At 57.1% G+C, this 17,672-nt stretch carries 19 protein-coding genes; 5 read left to right on the top strand and 14 right to left on the bottom strand.

Translation table 11 applies throughout. The features are described 5' to 3' along the window. Nucleotides 1–213 precede the first annotated feature (213 nt). Nucleotides 214–1,026 carry a formate/nitrite transporter family protein gene (locus HALTITAN_RS12090; protein ID WP_009287282.1) on the top strand — a complete coding sequence of 271 codons (813 nt, stop codon included), beginning with the start codon at nucleotides 214–216 and terminating at the stop codon, nucleotides 1,024–1,026. 44 nt (nucleotides 1,027–1,070) lie between these two features. After that, complete coding sequence (cynS, locus tag HALTITAN_RS12085) at nucleotides 1,071–1,511, top strand: cyanase (protein ID WP_027959771.1); 441 nt, start codon at nucleotides 1,071–1,073, stop codon at nucleotides 1,509–1,511. 53 nt (nucleotides 1,512–1,564) lie between these two features. Here the strand turns inward: cynS and HALTITAN_RS12080 are convergent, their stop codons facing one another. The 12 genes from HALTITAN_RS12080 to HALTITAN_RS12025 all read right to left on the bottom strand — a co-directional run bounded on the left by HALTITAN_RS12080 (nucleotide 1,565) and on the right by HALTITAN_RS12025 (nucleotide 14,162). Continuing rightward, nucleotides 1,565–2,407 (bottom strand): fructosamine kinase family protein, encoded by an 843-nt coding sequence (locus tag HALTITAN_RS12080; protein WP_009287281.1) that lies wholly within the window; start codon nucleotides 2,405–2,407, stop codon nucleotides 1,565–1,567. A gap of 90 nt (nucleotides 2,408–2,497) precedes the next feature. Next, the gene (gene tal / locus HALTITAN_RS12075; protein WP_009287280.1) at nucleotides 2,498–3,451 is read right to left on the bottom strand and encodes a transaldolase; all 954 of its coding nucleotides are present in this window, start codon (nucleotides 3,449–3,451) and stop codon (nucleotides 2,498–2,500) included. 20 nt (nucleotides 3,452–3,471) lie between these two features. Continuing rightward, nucleotides 3,472–4,959 carry a xylulokinase gene (gene xylB, locus HALTITAN_RS12070; RefSeq protein WP_039859305.1) on the bottom strand — a complete coding sequence of 496 codons (1,488 nt, stop codon included), beginning with the start codon at nucleotides 4,957–4,959 and terminating at the stop codon, nucleotides 3,472–3,474. Beyond that, on the bottom strand, nucleotides 4,959–6,464 hold the full coding sequence (locus HALTITAN_RS12065) for a mannitol dehydrogenase family protein (RefSeq protein ID WP_039859304.1): 1,506 nt from the start codon (nucleotides 6,462–6,464) through the stop codon (nucleotides 4,959–4,961). The genes xylB and HALTITAN_RS12065 overlap by 1 nt, the downstream gene beginning before the upstream one ends. 107 nt (nucleotides 6,465–6,571) lie before the next feature. Continuing rightward, nucleotides 6,572–7,192 (bottom strand): nucleoside/nucleotide kinase family protein, encoded by a 621-nt coding sequence (locus tag HALTITAN_RS12060; RefSeq protein WP_039859344.1) that lies wholly within the window; start codon nucleotides 7,190–7,192, stop codon nucleotides 6,572–6,574. Nucleotides 7,193–7,199: 7 nt separating this feature from the next. After that, a complete protein-coding gene (locus HALTITAN_RS12055) occupies nucleotides 7,200–7,985 on the bottom strand; it encodes an L-iditol 2-dehydrogenase (protein WP_039859303.1) in 786 nt (261 codons plus the stop codon). A gap of 13 nt (nucleotides 7,986–7,998) precedes the next feature. Continuing rightward, nucleotides 7,999–8,682: an HAD family hydrolase gene (locus tag HALTITAN_RS12050; RefSeq protein WP_039859302.1), complete on the bottom strand. Its 684-nt coding sequence runs from the start codon at nucleotides 8,680–8,682 to the stop codon at nucleotides 7,999–8,001. Beyond that, entirely contained in the window at nucleotides 8,679–9,830 is a 1,152-nt protein-coding gene (locus HALTITAN_RS12045; RefSeq protein ID WP_027959777.1) for an ABC transporter ATP-binding protein, read from the bottom strand. The genes HALTITAN_RS12050 and HALTITAN_RS12045 overlap by 4 nt, the downstream gene beginning before the upstream one ends. A gap of 12 nt (nucleotides 9,831–9,842) precedes the next feature. Then, nucleotides 9,843–10,709: a carbohydrate ABC transporter permease gene (locus tag HALTITAN_RS12040; protein WP_039859301.1), complete on the bottom strand. Its 867-nt coding sequence runs from the start codon at nucleotides 10,707–10,709 to the stop codon at nucleotides 9,843–9,845. Between the two features lie 29 nt (nucleotides 10,710–10,738). Beyond that, complete coding sequence (locus HALTITAN_RS12035; RefSeq protein WP_009287276.1) at nucleotides 10,739–11,629, bottom strand: carbohydrate ABC transporter permease; 891 nt, start codon at nucleotides 11,627–11,629, stop codon at nucleotides 10,739–10,741. 70 nt (nucleotides 11,630–11,699) lie between these two features. Continuing rightward, entirely contained in the window at nucleotides 11,700–13,019 is a 1,320-nt protein-coding gene (locus tag HALTITAN_RS12030) for an ABC transporter substrate-binding protein (RefSeq protein WP_009287275.1), read from the bottom strand. Between the two features lie 192 nt (nucleotides 13,020–13,211). After that, nucleotides 13,212–14,162 (bottom strand): sugar-binding transcriptional regulator, encoded by a 951-nt coding sequence (locus tag HALTITAN_RS12025; RefSeq protein ID WP_039859300.1) that lies wholly within the window; start codon nucleotides 14,160–14,162, stop codon nucleotides 13,212–13,214. Nucleotides 14,163–14,303: 141 nt separating this feature from the next. Here HALTITAN_RS12025 and HALTITAN_RS12020 point away from each other — a divergent pair, with 141 nt between their 5' ends. Further along, on the top strand, nucleotides 14,304–14,615 hold the full coding sequence (locus tag HALTITAN_RS12020) for a YqfO family protein (protein WP_022520501.1): 312 nt from the start codon (nucleotides 14,304–14,306) through the stop codon (nucleotides 14,613–14,615). A 20-nt stretch (nucleotides 14,616–14,635) separates the two neighbouring features. On the opposite strand, the gene HALTITAN_RS12015 is transcribed toward HALTITAN_RS12020, so the two are convergent. Further along, a complete protein-coding gene (locus tag HALTITAN_RS12015) occupies nucleotides 14,636–15,193 on the bottom strand; it encodes an NUDIX hydrolase (protein WP_022520502.1) in 558 nt (185 codons plus the stop codon). Between the two features lie 94 nt (nucleotides 15,194–15,287). On the opposite strand from HALTITAN_RS12015, the gene HALTITAN_RS12010 reads away from it, so the two are divergent. Together HALTITAN_RS12010 and HALTITAN_RS12005 are read left to right on the top strand one after the other, a co-directional pair. Continuing rightward, on the top strand, nucleotides 15,288–15,959 hold the full coding sequence (locus HALTITAN_RS12010; protein WP_022520503.1) for a CoA pyrophosphatase: 672 nt from the start codon (nucleotides 15,288–15,290) through the stop codon (nucleotides 15,957–15,959). After that, on the top strand, nucleotides 15,956–16,624 hold the full coding sequence (locus HALTITAN_RS12005; protein ID WP_009287272.1) for a 2OG-Fe(II) oxygenase: 669 nt from the start codon (nucleotides 15,956–15,958) through the stop codon (nucleotides 16,622–16,624). The genes HALTITAN_RS12010 and HALTITAN_RS12005 overlap by 4 nt, the downstream gene beginning before the upstream one ends. 14 nt (nucleotides 16,625–16,638) lie before the next feature. On the opposite strand, the gene HALTITAN_RS12000 is transcribed toward HALTITAN_RS12005, so the two are convergent. After that, nucleotides 16,639–17,595: a L,D-transpeptidase family protein gene (locus tag HALTITAN_RS12000; RefSeq protein ID WP_009287271.1), complete on the bottom strand. Its 957-nt coding sequence runs from the start codon at nucleotides 17,593–17,595 to the stop codon at nucleotides 16,639–16,641. Nucleotides 17,596–17,672 lie beyond the last annotated feature (77 nt).

Genomic DNA, 17,672 nt, shown 5'->3' with positions numbered 1-17,672 from the left:
AATAAATTAATCCATTCAAAACAAAATATTAGAAATCATATGCGCGAGTTGGCACACAAATAGCACTGGATGGGTGGATAGTGCGATAGCGCCACACGCTTAATCTCTTTTGCACCAGGACGGCGCAGCCATCGGTTTTATTGCTCCTATCAGGAAACACTAAAACTCTTGGGTTAGGCGTTAATTAACCGAAATGACACAGGAGACATATTTATGTCTTATCTAATGCCCAGTGAATTTGTCACCAAGTTGGTGGATCAGGGTGAGTCAAAAGTCTATATGGGCACCCGGGATACGCTTATCCGCGCCTTTATGGCAGGAGCGACTCTGGCGTTGGCGGTTATTTTTGCCATCACCATCGCGACGCAAACAGGCCACTTTTTGATTGGGGCACTACTCTTCCCCGTGGGCTTTGTGATGCTCTACCTGATGGGCTATGACCTGCTCACCGGGGTTTTTATGCTGGTGCCAATTGCATGGCTCGACAAAAGACCCGGAGTGACACTGCCGCGCATGCTGAAGTGCTGGGCTCTGGTAGGGCTTGGCAACCTTGGGGGCGCCCTATTTATCGCCACCTTCGGCTACCTGAATTTCACCATGGGCGGCACAGAGGAGATCAACGCTGTCGGCCAAACGATGATGGCCGTTGGTGAAAGCCGCACGGTGGGTTATCAGGAGGCGGGGCTTGCCGGTTGGATTGTGCTTTTTCTGAGAGGCATGTTCTGCAACTGGATGGTATCCATGGGCGTGGTAGGTGCCGCCATCTCCACAACGGTTTCCGGCAAAATCATGGCCATGTGGATGCCGATTATTGTCTTCTTCTACCTTGGTTTTGAGCACTCAGTGGTCAACATGTTTCTGTTCCCAATTGGCCTCATGCTGGGCGCTGACTTCACGCTGTATCAATACATTATGTGGAACGAAATCCCCACGGTACTGGGTAACCTGGTAGGCGGCCTAACCCTGGTTGGCTTGGTTCTCTATACCACCCACGTCCGTACTCAGCCCAAAAAGGTGCTGTCTTGATCACAGCCTAATAGGCCAAAGCCCCCTTTATAGGAGAAACCCTAATGGATAAACTCGAAATGCGTCACACCCTGCTCGCCGCCAAAGCGCGTAAAAAAATGAGCTGGGAAGATATTGGCAAAGCGGTCGGCATGTCGCCGGTATGGGTGGCTTCCGCCTGTTACGGCATGAACAGCGCCAGCCAAGAGGTTGCCGCTAAGCTGTGTGACACCCTTGGCGTGGAGAGCGATGCGGCAGAAGCCTTAGTGGCCTTTCCCACTAAAGCCTGGGATGAAGCGATCCCCCAGGATCCATTTATCTACCGCCTCTATGAAGTCGTTGGTGTGTACGGTGAGACCCTAAAAGACGTGGTGCAGGAGAAATTTGGCGACGGCATTATGAGCGCCATCGATTTCACCATGGAGGTCGACAAAATCGAAGATCCCAAAGGCGACCGGGTACTATTAACCTTGAATGGTAAGTTTTTGCCCTATAAATCTTGGTAAAACCTAAATCCTGGTAACACATAGGTCCTGGTAAAAACATAAGCCCTGGTAAGTCAGGCGAAGGACTCAAGCCTCGCCACGCAGCGTTCAACCGCAGAACGATAGCCGGCACCGAACAGCACCAGGTGATTCAACAGTGGGTAAAGCTGAAACAGAGCTTCACGCCTCGGCCAGCTGGTCGGGGCGTCGCCGTTCCAGTAGGCGTCAAAAAATGCCTCTCCCGGCGAGCCAAATAGCGTCAGCATCGCCACGTCCACTGCCGGGTAGTGGCGATACACTGCCGGATCGATGATCGCCGGCCCTTTTGTAGTGAAGAGTACATTCCCTGACCACAAATCACCGTGCAGCAAGCTGGGCGGCGCATCGGGCAGCCAGCGCTCCAAATCGTGGGCCAAGCGTTCGATACGGCCACGCAGCTCGCTGTCCAATAGCCCACGCTGGTGGCACGCCTCACACAGAGGGAGCAAGCGGCGCTCGCGCTGGAAAGCTCGACCGTCGCTGAGCGGGGCATTCGGCTGGGGTGTGCGCCCACAAGCGTTATCCTGATGCCAGCCGTGGGCATCGCCAATCACGCTGTGCAAACCGCGCAGCCCTTCACCAAGCGCTGCTTCGCTCTTCTGCCCAGCGGGCACGGTGTCCAATGACTCCATGATCAGCCAGCCTTCTGCCAAACCTAACACCTCTGGCACTACCAGCGATGAACAGGCGCCACGCAACGCACGCAGCCCTTCGGCTTCGCCACGCAGCCGCGCCGTATCGTCGTGTTTAATCACCACCTGCCCCTGACGGGTCTCCAGGCGGTATACAGCAGCAATGTCACCCCCACTGAGCGACTGCAAATCGCCAGCGGGGGTTAATTCGATAGATTCCAACAGTTGGCTCAGGGTGGCATCCATAAGGCTTTCTCCCTGTACCCGAATGTATAACTGCGTCGGGGTTAGGGGCCCCTAACCCCGACGCGCTTAAGCTATGGGCTAGCTTATATTTCAGCCTAACCGCTTATCGATCAGGCTCTCTAACTCAAGCTGGTCGTCGTGGAAGCGGCGGATGCCATCGGCCAGCTTGTCGTTGGCCATGGCATCTTGATTGTGGCCCCAGCGGAAAGCGGCTTCGTTCAATGGCTCGGTAGGCTTGCCACTGCCCTCACTCGCTTGGATTTGCGCAGCAACGCTGCCTTCGGTGGCATCCAGCTCTTCCAGTAATGCAGGCGAAATGGTCAGCCGTGGGCAGCCTGCCAATGCAAGTACCTGCCCGGTATTACGGAAGCTTGCGCCCATTACCACGGTGTCGTAGCCGCCCTGGTTGGCACGCTGGCAAACGCCTTGAACAAACTTAACGCCCGGGTCGTTTTCCGACGTGTAGTCGTTGCCGGTCTCTTTTTTGTACCAATCGGTCACGCGGCCTACGAAGGGTGAAATCAGAAACACCCCGGCATCGAAACAGGCCTGGGCCTGGGCATCGCTGAACAGCAGCGTCAGGTTGCACTGAATACCTTCGCGTTCGAGCACCTCGGCGGCGCGAATGCCTTCCCAGGTAGACGCCAGCTTGATCAGCACGCGGTCACGTGACACGCCACGGGCATCGTACAGCTCGATTAACTCGTGGGCCTTGGCAATGCTGGCCTGGGTATCAAACGACAAACGGGCCGCCACTTCGGTGGAAACACGCCCCGGTACAACGGCGGAAATTTCACTGCCCATGGCCACCGCCAAGCGGTCAACGGCATGCTTGACCTGCTCTTCACGGCTGCCAACCGAGGCTTTTACATTGCTCAGCTCTTCGTCGATCAGCGCTTGATAACCGGGCAGACTAAACGCCTTGAGCAGCAGTGACGGGTTAGTGGTGGCATCCTGCGGCTGATAGCGGCGAATAGCCTCAAGATCACCGGTGTCGGCGACGACAAGCGAATGTTGCTTTAACTGTTGCAGCTGGCTGGTCATAAAATCTCCTTGGTATGCGTTTAAGCGCCGCCATGGCGTTGTTCAAGTGCTGCGCAGTAGCGCATATAAATCGGTTGGTACGCGGCCACTCGCTCAGGATGGGGGTCAGCAAGTGACTGCGCATCCAAGTGGACTAATCTTTCACACAACGTTTCCAGGGTTACGCCCTCTGAACGCTGGTCGCACCAGGCCGCCTGTATTGCGGCGCCAAGCGCGGCCGCATCGGTAATCTCAGGACAAATCACCTGGGTACCGGTAATGTCCGCGACCATCTGGCGCCAAACGGGGCTGTTAGCGCCGCCACCGATCAAACGAATCTGGCTGGCTCCGGCGGTTAAATCGCCCAACAATTCCAGCCCATAGCGTAGCCCGAAAGTGGCCCCCTCCACCACGGCCCGGCACAAATTAGCCTGGGTGGTATTCAGACTGGTCAGGCCAAGAAAGTCCGCGGAGGCGTCGGGCAACATCGGCACTCGCTCACCGTTGAAAAACGGCAATACGGTAACGCCCTCGGCGCCTATCGGCGCGCTGGCTACTTTTTCGCCAAAGGCTGCCAGATCCAAGCCAAACAGTTCGCGCACCCGCGTGGTGGCCGAAGTAACATTCATCGTGCAGATCAGCGGCAGCCAGCCACCGGTGCTGGAACAGAAGTTGGCGACCATGGCGTTATCGCATTCAACAGGGTTAGCCGAGTAAGCGCAAACGGTGCCGGAGGTGCCCAAACTCAGCGTGATCAGCCCTGGAGTAATATTGCCGGTGCCAATGGCGCCCAACATATTGTCACCGCCGCCGGAGGAGACGACAACCTGGTCGCCAAGCCCAAGCTCGCGGGCCACGGCCGGGCGTACAAAGCCTACCGGTTCATGGGCTTCCAGCACCCGGGGCAATACCCGCGCCGGGTCTAATTCTGGGGCCATCTCGGCAAAAACATCCATCTGCCAGCAACGCTTACGAGTATCGAAGTAGCCAGTACCGGAGGCGTCGCCCGCCTCAGTGACCCGTTCGCCGGTGAGCCAGAAATTAAGGTAGTCGTGGGGCAGCAGCAGGCTCTCGATGCGCCGATACGCATCCGGATGATGCTCGCGCAGCCAAACGATTTTAGACGCGGTATAGCCGGTTTGTAGCACCAGCCCCAGCTTCTCCAAACAGCCCGGCTCGCCGCCCAGGCGGGTAACTAAATCGGCATTCTGGGCGCTGGTCTCAGTATCGCACCACAGCTTGGCGGGATAGACCGGCACGCCTTCGCCATCGAGCGCGACCATGCCGTGCTGTTGGCCTGAGACACCAATGCCGCGCACTTGGCTAGCCGATACAGCGGCTTTATCCAACGCGGCAAAAAACGCCGCTTTCAATGCGGCTAACCACTCCGCAGGCGCCTGCTCCCGGCGGCCATTTTCGCCCTCTTCCAAGCGGTGAGGACGGCTTGCTTCAGCGAGAATCTTGCCTCGCTCAACGTCTACCACCACTACTTTGGTACTTTGGGTACCGCAATCCACCCCGATATACATCACACTGTTCCTTTGGACGACGCCAGACCCTCTAGCGTAGCGCGTGCGCCACGTTCGTGCAGTGAACTAAGGGCCGCTAAATAGGCTTCAACAAAGCGAGTGCTGTCGATTAAGTCACCAAACAGCTCGCGGTTTTCGATAAAGGCCGTTGGCCGTTGGCGGTTCTCGGCAGCAATCGCCATTAACGGCGCTTTCAAGCGATCGACGATATCAATGGACTGGCCCTGCTCGTCGACCCCTTCAGCGTAGCGCGCCCAGCTGGCCACCACGGCGGCGCTGCGCTCTATTTCTCCACCCTGGGCCAACTGTTGGCGAATCACCGGCACTAACCATTTAGGAATGCGGTCAGAGCTCTCGGCGCAAAGCCGTGCCAGGGTATCTTTGATTTGCGGGTTGGCGAAGCGCTCAATCAACGTTAATCGGTAGGTTTCCAAATCAACCCCCGGTACCGGCTCCAAGGTCGGCGTGCCCTCTTCGCGCATATAGCCCAGTAAAAAATCAACGAATAGCGGATCTTGGCACACCTCATGGGCGTAGCGGTATCCGGCTAAATAGCCAAAATAGGTCAATGCCTGGTGACTGGCGTTGAGCAGGCGCAGCTTCATCAGTTCGTAGGGTTCGACATCCTCCACGACTTGGACACCCACTTTATCAAACGCCGGACGCCCAAGGGGGAAGTGATCTTCCAACACCCACTGGGTGAAGGGTTCGCAGACTACCGGCCAGGCGTCCTCTACGCCAAAGCGCTGACTCAGTTCATCAATATCCGTGGGCGACGTCACCGGAGTAATGCGATCCACCATGGCGTTGGGAAACGCCACCTCACGGGCAAGCCAAGCGCCTAACTCGGCGTCCCGCGCCAGGGCATAGGCGCCAAACATGCGCTTGGCCACGTCGCCGTTGCCTTGAATATTATCGCAAGACATCACGGTAAATGGCGGGATACCCCGCGCACGGCGGCGGGCGAGCGCTTCCACCACCAGCCCGAAGCTGGTGGTGGGCTGGGTGGGGTTAGCAAGATCGGCGCGTACCTGGGGGTTATCGAGGTCGAATTCGCCGCTCACCGGGTGAAAATTGTAACCGCCTTCGGTCACCGTCAATGACACAATGCGAATCGCCGGATCAGCCATCTGCTCGATAACTGTCTCAGTGCCTTCCGGTGCAAACAGGTAATTCACCATACTACCAATGACCCGTGGCTCATACTGGCCATCGGGGTGTTTGACCACCAGGGTATAGAGATAGTCCTGCGCTGCCAGTGCCTGCTGCATGCGTTTGTCGCCGGGCATCACGCCCACACCAACAATGCCCCAATCCAGCGCTTCGCCCTGGTTCATCAATGCATCCAGATACATCGCTTGGTGGGCGCGGTGAAAGCCGCCTACCCCAATATGTACGATGCCGGGGGTGAGCGTCTTGCGGTCATATTGAGGTTTGGCAACGTAATTAGATTTGGCAACATCGTCGGTTAGCTTGCCCAGGTTGTGATTGTTAAGTCGGGTCATGGGACTCTCCAGCCAAGGCCTTCTTGGCGCGATGGGGTGAATAAAGGCAGGTAACAAGTGACGCTATCAATGGGTTAACACAAAGGGGCTAACACAAAGTACTAGTACTAGCGCCAGCGCTGGTCAGGCGTTAAACAGCAACTCTTCACTAATTGAGCATTAAGCATATCTTTGTGGTGGGTCCGCTCCAGCGCACCGGTGCGATCCTGGCCCATCTCAAGCCAGCGATTGATCAGTCGATCGACCAACACGACGTCATCAACGTCTAGATATAGCGTCCAATCGAACAGCGGTCGCAGCTCACGCCAGGGGGAGCGGTCAAGCAGCAAGTAGTTGCCCTCGACAATGACGATGCGCTGCTCAAGGGTGATTAGCCGTCCACCGGCACGGGCTAGATCCAACGGGCGGTCAAAAACCGGTACAGCTACCGGATGACCCCCTTGGCGGATGCGTTCGAGGTCACAGCGCAGCCCCTCTACATCGAAGGTATGGGGCGCGCCTTTTACCGGCACCTGCTGCTCGCCCAGCACAGCGTTATCGAAGTGGTAGCCATCCATGGGCACTAGCCCAGCTTGGCCCGGCAGGTGCTGATTAATGGCATCGCAGAGCTGAGCACTGCGATAGGATTTCCCCGCCCCCGGCGGCCCTGCCAGCGCGACCAGGTAGCGTGAGGCGCCTTCGGCGGCGCGAATAATCTGATGGGCTAAAGTATCAAGATCAGGGGTCATGGCCACCTCAGCTCATCCAGTTGCCGCCATCGACATTGAGTGTCTGGGCAACAACGTAATCACTGTCTTGGCTGGCCAAAAACAGCGCCGCACCGGTGTGGTCTTCGGGAAGCCCCATACGCCCAAACGGCACCGCCTCGCCCACCAAGCGCTTCTTCTCACCGAGCGGGCGGTTTTCAAAACGGGCAAACAGCGCGTCGACCTCTTCCCACATCGGCGTATCCACCACGCCCGGGGCGATGCCGTTGACGTTGATGCGGTGTTTGATGAGATCCAAACCACTGGATTGGGTAAGGCTGATGACAGCCGCTTTGCTGGCGCAGTAAACGCTTACCAGGGCTTCACCGCGGCGACCTGCCTGGGAGGCCATATTGATAATTTTGCCCCCCTGACCACGGGCCACCATCGAACGGGCAACCGCCTGCAGGGTAAAAAACATGCCTTTGGTATTGACCGCAAACTGCTTATCAAAGCTTTCCTCGGTCACCTCAAGCACCGGCGCCATATCAAAGATGGCAGCGTTGTTGACCAAAATATCGATACCACTGAAGCGCTCTATTACCGTTTTGACCATGGCGTCAATCGATGTCTGATCGCAGACGTTCAGCTCAACCCCCATCACTTTTTCGGCAGGCGCCTGTTGCTGCAGCGTCGCTAAAGCATCATCAATAGCGCCCCGATCGATATCCGCCACAACCACGCTGGCGCCTTCGCTTAAATAACGCTGGGCAATGGCTAGGCCGATGCCCCGCGCGCCACCGGTAATCACCGCGATTTTATTGGTTAGTTTCATCGTTATGCTCTCGTTAAGGCGAACAGCTGGAAGCCTTGGCTTGCCACTCGTCCACCAAGGCTTCCAGGCCGTGCATATGCTCTAAAATACGCCAGGCACCGACTTGAGTAAGGCGCGCCGCTTGATCAACATCCACATGGCTGGCGCCGACAAACCCAATCACGCACATACCTGCAGCACGGGCGGCCGTCACCCCGGCCACGCTATCTTCTACCACTAGACAGTCACGCGGCACTTGGCCTAAATGGGATGCCGCCAATCGGTAGAGTGCGGGGTCGGGCTTGGGATGCGCTACCTGATCAGCGGTAAAAATGGGCACCTCGCCAAACGCATCGGCCAACCCTGTGCTTGCCAGTGATGCCAATACGCGACTGCGTCGACTGTTGGAAACCACCGCCTTTTCCAAGGTAATGCCACGAATCGCCTTGTCGGCTCCGTCTATAGCTTTAAGCTCCTGCGCCAAGCGGGCCTCGATAGCGGTATCTACCTGTTCGGTGGCATCAGACGGCAGCGTGTGGGCGCTTAACGCTTCGAGATGAGCGAGAATAGCCGCCGTGGTCATCCCCAGCGCTTGGCCTAGTTCCTGGTCGATATTCAGATCGGGCAGCCAGCGGGAGAGATACTCCACCAGCGTACCTTCAGCCAGCGCCTCGCTGTCGACCAGCACGCCATCACAGTCAAAGATGAGTGTCCTCATGCAGGCTCCTCAGAAGGCGAACCGGGCGCGCGGTTATCGTGTCGGGTTAGCCCTGCCAAGGGGTGCTGTTGCAAGCTGGGCAAGGCCAGGCCGCCAGCGTCAAACAGGTGGGCGCGCTCGGGGGCAAAGCCGAAATGCACCGTATCGTTGACCCGATAGGCCACGTCGCCATCGGCCATAATCGTGATGAGTTCGTCGTCCATCTGGACATAGAGCGAGGTTTGGCCACCTAGCCGCTCCAGCACTTTGATCTCGCCGCTCAGGGGCCCCTGCTCTTCGAGCACTAAGTGTTCCGGGCGAACACCCAGCTCAAGAGGGGCGTTGGCCTCCAGGTGCTGACCGTCCACCGGCACGCTGCGTTCACCGCCGCCGGGCATACGAATCCCCACGCCTTCAGGCGAAACGCTGGTCAGCGTTACCGACAGAAAGTTCATTTTCGGCGAGCCGATAAAACCTGCTACAAAGCGATTGCGCGGATGATGGTAGAGCGCCATGGGCGAGCCCACCTGCTCGACCACACCGTCGTGGAGCACGACGATTTTATCCGCCATGGTCATGGCTTCGATCTGGTCGTGGGTGACGTAGATCATGGTGGCGTCCAGCTCATCGTGCAGACGCGCCAGCTCGATACGCATCTGCACCCGCAGCGCGGCATCCAGGTTGGAGAGCGGCTCGTCGAACAGAAAGATGCTGGGGTTACGCACAATCGCCCGACCAATCGCCACCCGCTGGCGCTGACCGCCGGAGAGCGCTTTGGGCTTGCGGTCTAACAGCGGCTCCAGCTGCAGAATTTTGGCCGCCTCCAGCACCTTGGCGCGTCGCTCTTCCTTGGGCACCCCGGCCAGGCGCATGCTGAAGCCCATGTTGCCCTCGACCGTCATATGCGGGTAAAGCGCGTAGCTCTGAAACACCATGGCGAGGCCACGGTCGGCGGGGCCAACGTCATTGATGCGCTGTCCGTCGATCAAAATATCACCGTCGGTCGCACTTTCCAGCCCGGCGATCATACGCATCAGGGTCGATTTACCGCAGCCGGAGGGACCAACGAAGACCACAAACTCTCGGTCATTGACCTCAAGATCGATGCCCTTGATCACCTCGGTGTCGCCGAAACGCTTGGTAATATTGTTCAGTTGTAGTGTTGCCATGAGGAATATCCTTTACTTGACGGCACCAAAGGTCAGGCCACGTACCATTTGTTTTTGGGTCATCCAACCAAGTATCAAAATCGGCGCAATCGCCATGGTGGAAGCGGCGGACAATTTGGCCCAGAACAGCCCCTCAGGGCTTGAGAATGAGGCGATATAGGCGGTTAACGGCGCAGCACTTGAGGTCGTTAGGTTGAGACTCCAGAACGCCTCGTTCCAACTCAAAATGACCGATAGCAGGCCCGTTGAGGCGATACCCGGCAGCGTGAGTGGCAGCAGCAGAAAGAACACTTCCTGGAAGGTGGAGGCGCCGTCCATACGCCCTGCTTCAAGAATGTCTTTGGGCATATCCTTGAAGAAGGTGTAGAGCATCCACACCACAATCGGCAGGTTCATCAGGGTATAGATGATGATTAACCCGGTGCGGGTGTCGAGCAGCCCAACGTCACGGAAAATGAGATAAATCGGCACCAGCACACCCACCGAGGGCAGCATTTTGGTAGAGAGCATCCACAGCAGCGTGCCTTTGGTGCGTTTAGTGGGCAAAAAGGCCATGGCGTAAGCTGAAGGAATCGCAATCAGCAGCGCGAAGAACGTTGAGCCAAATGCCACCGCAACGCTGTTGAGCGCAAAGCGTGCATAGCCGGAACGCGCGTGCACATCCTGGTAGCTCTCTAAGGTGGGCGAAAAAATCAGCGAGGGGTCGGCAATCGCCGCTGTTTCCGTTTTAAAGCCAGTCAGGATCATCCAGAAAATCGGAAAGAAGATCACCAGCGCCACCGACCACCCCAAAAGTGTCAGCAAGATGCGCTTGCTTTGCGTCGACCGCCACCCTGACACCGAGCGTGGCGCTGCGGTTTTGGAACTTAATGTTGTCATCGAAGTACTCCCAAGACACAAGTGCCGGTCTAATCTTCCAGGTTCTTGGCTACCATACGAACCAGGAAGATCGCCACGATATTGGCGAGAATGATCGCAATCACCCCACCGGCGGAGGCAGTGCCTACGTCAAAATCCAGCAACGCACGAATGTAAATCAGGTAAGCCAGATTGGTCGTCGCCAAGCCAGGCCCACCGGAGGTGGTGACGAAAATTTCGGCAAAGATGGTCAGCAGGAAGATCATCTCAATCATGATCACCACGCTGATGGCACGCTTTAGATGCGGCAGAGTGATAAAGAAGAAAATCGCCACCGGCCCCGCGCCGTCCATCCGCGCCGCTTCCACCTGATCCTCATCCAGCGACTGCATAGCAGTGAGCAGAATCAGCAGTGCAAACGGCAGCCACTGCCATGCAACGATGATCACAATTGACGTTAGCGGCAGCGAGGAGAACCAATCGACAGCGGGCAGGCCAATGGACTCAGACAGCCACGCCAGCACCCCGTTAGAGGGATGCATCATCATGTTTTTCCACACCAGGGCACTCACGGTGGGCATTACAAAAAACGGTGAGATCGCCAGCACACGAGCGATCCCGCGCCCCGCAAACTCCTGCTGAAACAGCACCGCCAGCAGGGTACCGCCCACCACGGTAATCGCCAGTACCCATCCCACCAGCAGCAGCGTGTTGCCCATAGCGGCCCAAAGGGCAGGGTCGGTGAGAAGGTATTCATAGTTTTCCAACCCGGCAAAGCCAGTCATACCGGGCATTAGCAGGTTATAACGCTGGAAGGAGAACCATAGCGTCATACCCAGTGGCACAATCATCCAAAGCAATAGCAACGTTACAGCAGGCGCTTGAAGCGAAAGCGTCCGTAGCCCGCCGACCGTCCGGCCAGAAGCACGTGTTTTATTCATGGAAATACCTGCAGAAACAGTGTGGGGGCAATGCCTGCCGGGTTAGCCAAGGCAGGCACTGCGGGTCACATCAGTCTAGATAACCGGCACGCTGCATGGTGCGTTCGGTGGCACGCTGAGCACTGTCTAGCGCCTGCTCCACCGTGGTGTCACCGGTCAACGCCGCGGCAATGGTTTGGCCTACCTGAGTGCCGATCGACTGGAACTCTGGAATGCCCACAAACTGCACGCCCACATAGGGATTGGGTTCCAGGGTGGAGTCGGTAGGATCGGCGTCTTGAATAGCCTTCAGCACGAAGTCTGCAAAGGGGGCTGCTTCGGTGTACTGCTCATTGGCGTAGGTCGACTCACGAGTACCGGGGGGGACACTGGTCCAGCCTTCGGTTTCACCGACCAGCTCAATGTACTCTTGCGAGGTCGCCCAGGTAATAAACTCAAGCGCCGCTTCCTGATTCTCTGAAGAGGCTGGGATAGCTAGCGCCCAGGACCACAACCAGTGTGAGCCTTTGGGTGTTTCTGCCACGGGTGCTGGGGCAAAGCCTAAGCTGTCCGCCACATCGGACTCATTGCCGTCATACAGCTTGCCCGCTGCCGAGGTGGCATCTACCCACATCGCGCAATTACCGCGGGAGAACAGCGCCAGGTTTTCGTTAAAGCCGTTGGAGCTAGCGCCTGGCGGGCCGTAGTCGTTGAGCAGATCGACATAGAACTGGATAGCGTTGACCCAGGCTTCAGAGTTGAGTTCAGGGTTCCACTCTTCGTCAAACCAGCGACCGCCGTAGGTATTCACCAGGGTGGAAACAAAGGCCATGTTTTCGCCCCAACCTGGTTTACCACGCAGGCAGATCCCTGCTACCCCCTCTTCACTGCCGTGCAGCTCGCCCGCCCACTCACGCACCTCTTCCCAAGTGGGCTGATCGCTCATTTCAATACCCGCTTTCTCAAACAGATCCTGACGGTAGTACATCATTGAGCTTTCGGCGTAGAAAGGCAGCGCATGCAACGTGCCATCCAAGCTCAAACCATCGCGCACTGAGGTCAGTAGATCGTCTTCGTTATAGTCGTCGGGCAGGTTATTCAGGGGAGACAGCCAGCCGCGCTCTGCCCAGATAGGCACTTCGTAAGTGCCGATGGTCATCACGTCGAACTGGCCGCCATCGGTGGCAATATCGGTGGTCATCCGCTGACGTAGCACGTTCTCCTCGAGCACCACCCAGTCCAGGGTGATATCGGGGTGAGCTTCTTCGAAAGCCTCGGTGAGGCTCTGCATGATCACCATATCGTTGTTATTGACCGTAGCCACGGTAATTTCGGTTTGCGCCTGGGCATGGCCCGACATGGCAATGGCGGCCGCTAGCGTGGTAACGGGCAAGTGACGTGCGAGTCGCATAAAGCACTCCTATGGGCTGGTATTGGCATTGTTGTCGCCTTGATCTTATTGATCATCTATCGAACAAATGATCGTACGTAAGCCCAAAAAAAGCAAAGCCGATTAGCTTAGACTTTACGCTAATTCATTACCCCTAACGCATGTTGCAGTGCACCCACTTAGGTTTTAAAGACCTAGAGCGGTTTGAAAGCCCTAGAGTGCTTCAACGATCTGCCGAGCAGCCACTTCGTCAGTCACCAAGCCCTTCAGCCAGCCGCCGCGCAACGCGGCGTGAATCGCCGGGGCTTTTTCGCGGCCACCGGCAATCGCCACCATATGATGCTTACCAAAACGTTCCAGGGGAAGGCTGGTAACTCGCCGCGTAATCGAACAGTCGATCACCTCGCCGTCACGGTTCAGCGGCCAGCCTAGCAACTCCCCTACCGCTTTCAGTCCCAGCAGTTCATCCAGCTCGCTTTCGCTAATAAAATGGTCTTGAAACAGCGTGGCCTGGCGGTCGATGCGCCCAACGCCGATAAAGGCAGCTTCTGACTGCCGCGCCACATCGGCAATCGCCGTAAAGAGACGCTGGGCCAGCATTGCCTCTTTTTCAGCCAGCGACTCTGCCACCACCGGCGCGGGCAGTAAAAAGCGCTCACCACCGGTTTTATCCGCCATCACCATTACTGCATCGTAGCGGTTGGCCGAACCATCTCGGGCGACATTACCCACCAGCGACACAAAGCGATGCTGGGGCCGCTCAACACGACTAAGTGCTTCCACCGCTGCCCGCACCGAACGCCCGGTGCCTAGCGACAGAGTCAACGGTTCGATGCGTTCAACCAGCTGCGCAATGCGCTCGGCAGCGGCGACTGCCAGGTAGGAGGCGGCGCCGTCGGCTGCGTGGCTATCGGCAGGTACCACTTCACAGAAGGTCAAGCCAAAGTGATCACGCAGCGTGCTGCCCAGCGCCATACAGTTAGAGATAGGATGATCAATATGTACTTTGACTAACCCCTCCTGGCGAGCCAACGCCAATAAACGCTGCACACCGGGTCTTGAGACACCCAGTTGGCTGGCGATCTCATCCTGAGTCATTCCACCTACATAGGACATCCACGCGGCTCTGGCCGCCTGATCCAGCTTTACCTCAAATTTATCCATAGGATGGCTCATCTAACAGTCGTGGGTAAACGTCATAAAAGCATCATCATACAAAGCCAAGCCCGCGACCAGTAGTCGCCTATCCGCTAACATAGCCAGAGTTCAACGTTTCACACTGGATTGATCGTTTGGAGGTACAGTATGTATAAGCTCGCATTTTTTGTCCCCGTAGAAGATGCCGAAAGCGTTAAGCAGGCGGTATTCGAAGCCGGAGCCGGGCGTATAGGAGCGTACGAACACGCCTGTTTTCAAACCCGAGGCACGGGGCAGTTTCGCCCAACGGAAGGCGCCCACCCGCACATCGGCTCGGTGGGCAGCTTGGAAAAGGTCGAAGAGTTCAAAGTCGAACTGCTCTGCGATGAAGCGCACATTCACGGCGCCATCGCGGCCTTGAAGCTTGCCCACCCCTACGAAGAAGTCGCTTATGATGTGTGGCAACTCGCCGACCTATAACCAGACTTTTAAATAAAGTATTACGCACTGCCAAAGTAACGCTCACGATCTTCTGGCGTTACCATGCTGATATGCAGCGGAAATTCATTGCGGGGGCGGTCGGCGTAAAAATGCTTGAGGGTGCGTTCAATCGTCATGAAGGCCAGCTCATCCCAAGGGATTTCATGCTCTTCGAACAGCGCGACTTCAAGGCTTTCCGGCCCGGCGCTGAAGCCGCCGACTAGCTCGGCACGAAAAATCATATACACCTGATTGATATGCGGCAGGTCAATCAGGGTGTAGAGGTTGGCCAGTTCGACCTCGGCACAGGCCTCTTCACGGGTCTCTCTGGAAGCTGCCTGCTGGGTTGATTCGGCATTTTCCATATAGCCGGCGGGCAGTGTCCAGTAGCCTTTGCGCGGTGAAATCGCCCGCTTACAGAGCAGTACTTTACTACCGCTGACGGGCAGCGTGCCGGCCACGATGCGAGGGTTCTGGTAGTGAATCGTGCCGCAGGCATCGCACAAGTAGCGAGGCCGGTCATCGCCTTCCGGGACGGCAAAACGTACTTTATCACCACACTGGCTGCAAAAGTTCATCGCGTATTCTCAACGGCTAGTGAATAGAAGCCTCGACGCGCTTGACGCCAATGACCGCTGCTGGGTAAAAGAGAACAAAGTAACGGGATACCCCATGTTAGAGAAACTGCGTAAACAGCTGCAACAGCTGACTCCTCAACGCTTGGATCACATCGTGATGCCCGAGGCCGCCGTGCTGTTGCCGATTGTCGAGCGCCCAGCGCCTACCTTGCTGTTTACCCGGCGGGCCAGCCATTTGAGCACCCATAGCGGCCAAGTGGCGTTCCCAGGCGGCAAGCGCGAGCCCTTTGATAGCGACCTTTACGCCACGGCACTGCGCGAGGCAGAAGAGGAGATTGCCCTCGACCCCGCTCTGGTGCAACCCCTGGGGCGGCTGTCGGACGTTATTTCGCTGCACGGTATTCGCGTTACCCCCTGGGTGGGCATTATTCCGCCGGATTTACCGCTGATTGCCGACCCCGGCGAGCTAGACGCTATTTTTGAAGTGCCGCTAAGTCACTTTCTAGACGATCACCGCACCCATACCGACGTGATTACCGTGGATGGCGTTGCCCACTACGTGCCCAGCTATCATGTGGACGGCCATGTGATCTGGGGATTATCTGCCATGATGCTGGTCGAGTTACTGGCCGAGGGCTTCGGTATGCCAATTGATTTATATCAGCGCCCCCAGGGGCCGCTGCGCCACCACCCTGAGCGCAAAAACCGCCTATCGACACCCTCGACAACCGTTTCCAGTTCGGCGCCATCGAGATCCAACCAATGACACCCAGTGTTGCTACATCTTCACCTGCGCTTCAGCCCACGACGCAGGTCGCTCTTGTGGATGCGCTGGTTGAACAGGGCTGGTATGTGGGCCGCGGGGTTATTGACCTGGAGCTATGCGGCGCGCTGAATAATGAGCTTCTACACCGGGCGGCCTATAACGGACTGGATGAAGCGGGCATTGGCCGCGGTCAACAGCACCTGCTGCGTAAAGATATCCGCGGTGACGCTATTCACTGGCTTGATCGAGAAAGCGCTGCCCAGCGGCGTTACTTAGACGCCATGAGCGAGCTACAGCAGGCGCTTAACCACGCGCTGTTTTTGGGCTTATTTGAGTACGAAGCCCACTTTGCCCACTACCCGCCCGGGGCTTTTTATCAGCGCCACCTGGATAGCTTTCGTGGTCGCGCTAACCGCGTGATATCCACGGTCGGCTATTTGACGCCGGACTGGCCCAGCGACGGTGGCGGTGAGATGGTGATCTACCATCCGGACGACCCCTGCCAAGAGGTCGCCCGGGTGGTACCCGAAGCGGGTACCTTCGCCTGCTTCTTGTCTGAGACCATTCCCCACGAAGTACTGCCTACTCGCTGCCCGCGTACCAGCATCGCGGGCTGGTTTCGGCGCAATGCATCGCTGGGTGGGGTGTTGGATCCAGCACGCTAGCGCTGCACGATCGTTTAGCTAATCGGCACAATCTGGCCATTCGCTCGCTCTAATATTTCACTTACCTGCTCGTAGTTGGCGCTGGAGGCACCACTACCGTCATGCTTTTCAATTAAGCCAACAACGTTTAACAGCGTTTCCATACCAAATACTTGTTCATCCGTCGCAGTGAAGGCTTGTATGTAACGCTTCCCCCCTTCACCCCAGCCGACTTTGATTGGTGAATCGATAATATTGACCTGGGTGCCTACCGGTACCCGCCAGAAGACCGACTCAATATCTTCCGGGTGCATTCGTATACAGCCACGGCTGGCACGCATACCGATGCCATCTGGCTGGTTAGTGCCATGGATCAGGTAACCGGGAATATCCAGCAAAATAGCGTATTCACCCAAGGGATTATCGGCGCCAGGGGGAACCACCGCAGGGGCTGGGTCGCCCTGCTCGGCGGCTTCACGACGAATCGACTCAGGTGGATACCAGGCCGGGTTTTCAAGCCGCATGGTGGTTTCGGTAATTCCCAGCGGGGTGTTATAAGCATCCCGCCCGATACCAATAGGGTATGTTTCGACCCGCGGCGTCTCGCCCTCTGCTACCTCGGGGTAGTAGTAAAGGCGTAGCTCTGCCACGTTAATCACAATGCCGCTACGCGTCTCATCGGGAAGAATATACTGCCCGGGGATCGTCACCTCGGTGCCTTCTCCCGGTACCCAGAGGCTGGTATCCGGGTTGGCCATACGAATCTCTTCGTAGCCCACGTTGTGTGCCCGGGCAATATCCAGCAGCGTATCCTCTTCGGTCGCCGTGACGGTATACATCTGGCCCACCATATTGCCCTCTTCAGGCAGCAGAAAATGCCCTTTGGGCAGCTCGCTGCTATCGGCCACTGCGCTTGAGGCTAATAGCCAAGCGCCTAGCGCAACGCTACTGACGCAGAGCTGCTTAATAATCTGCAAAGGGTGGGAAGTCATGGTCTGGGGTCTCCTTTTTATGCGACCTCACTTTTATCAAACCAAGAATAAAAAGTGAGCCATTTGGGGACGAATAT

It is taken from the genome of Vreelandella titanicae BH1 (assembly GCF_000336575.1).
GTDB classification, from domain to species: domain Bacteria; phylum Pseudomonadota; class Gammaproteobacteria; order Pseudomonadales; family Halomonadaceae; genus Vreelandella; species Vreelandella titanicae.
The sequence above is the reverse complement of the archived record's forward strand: the minus strand, read 5'-3'. Positions and strand labels throughout refer to the sequence as shown.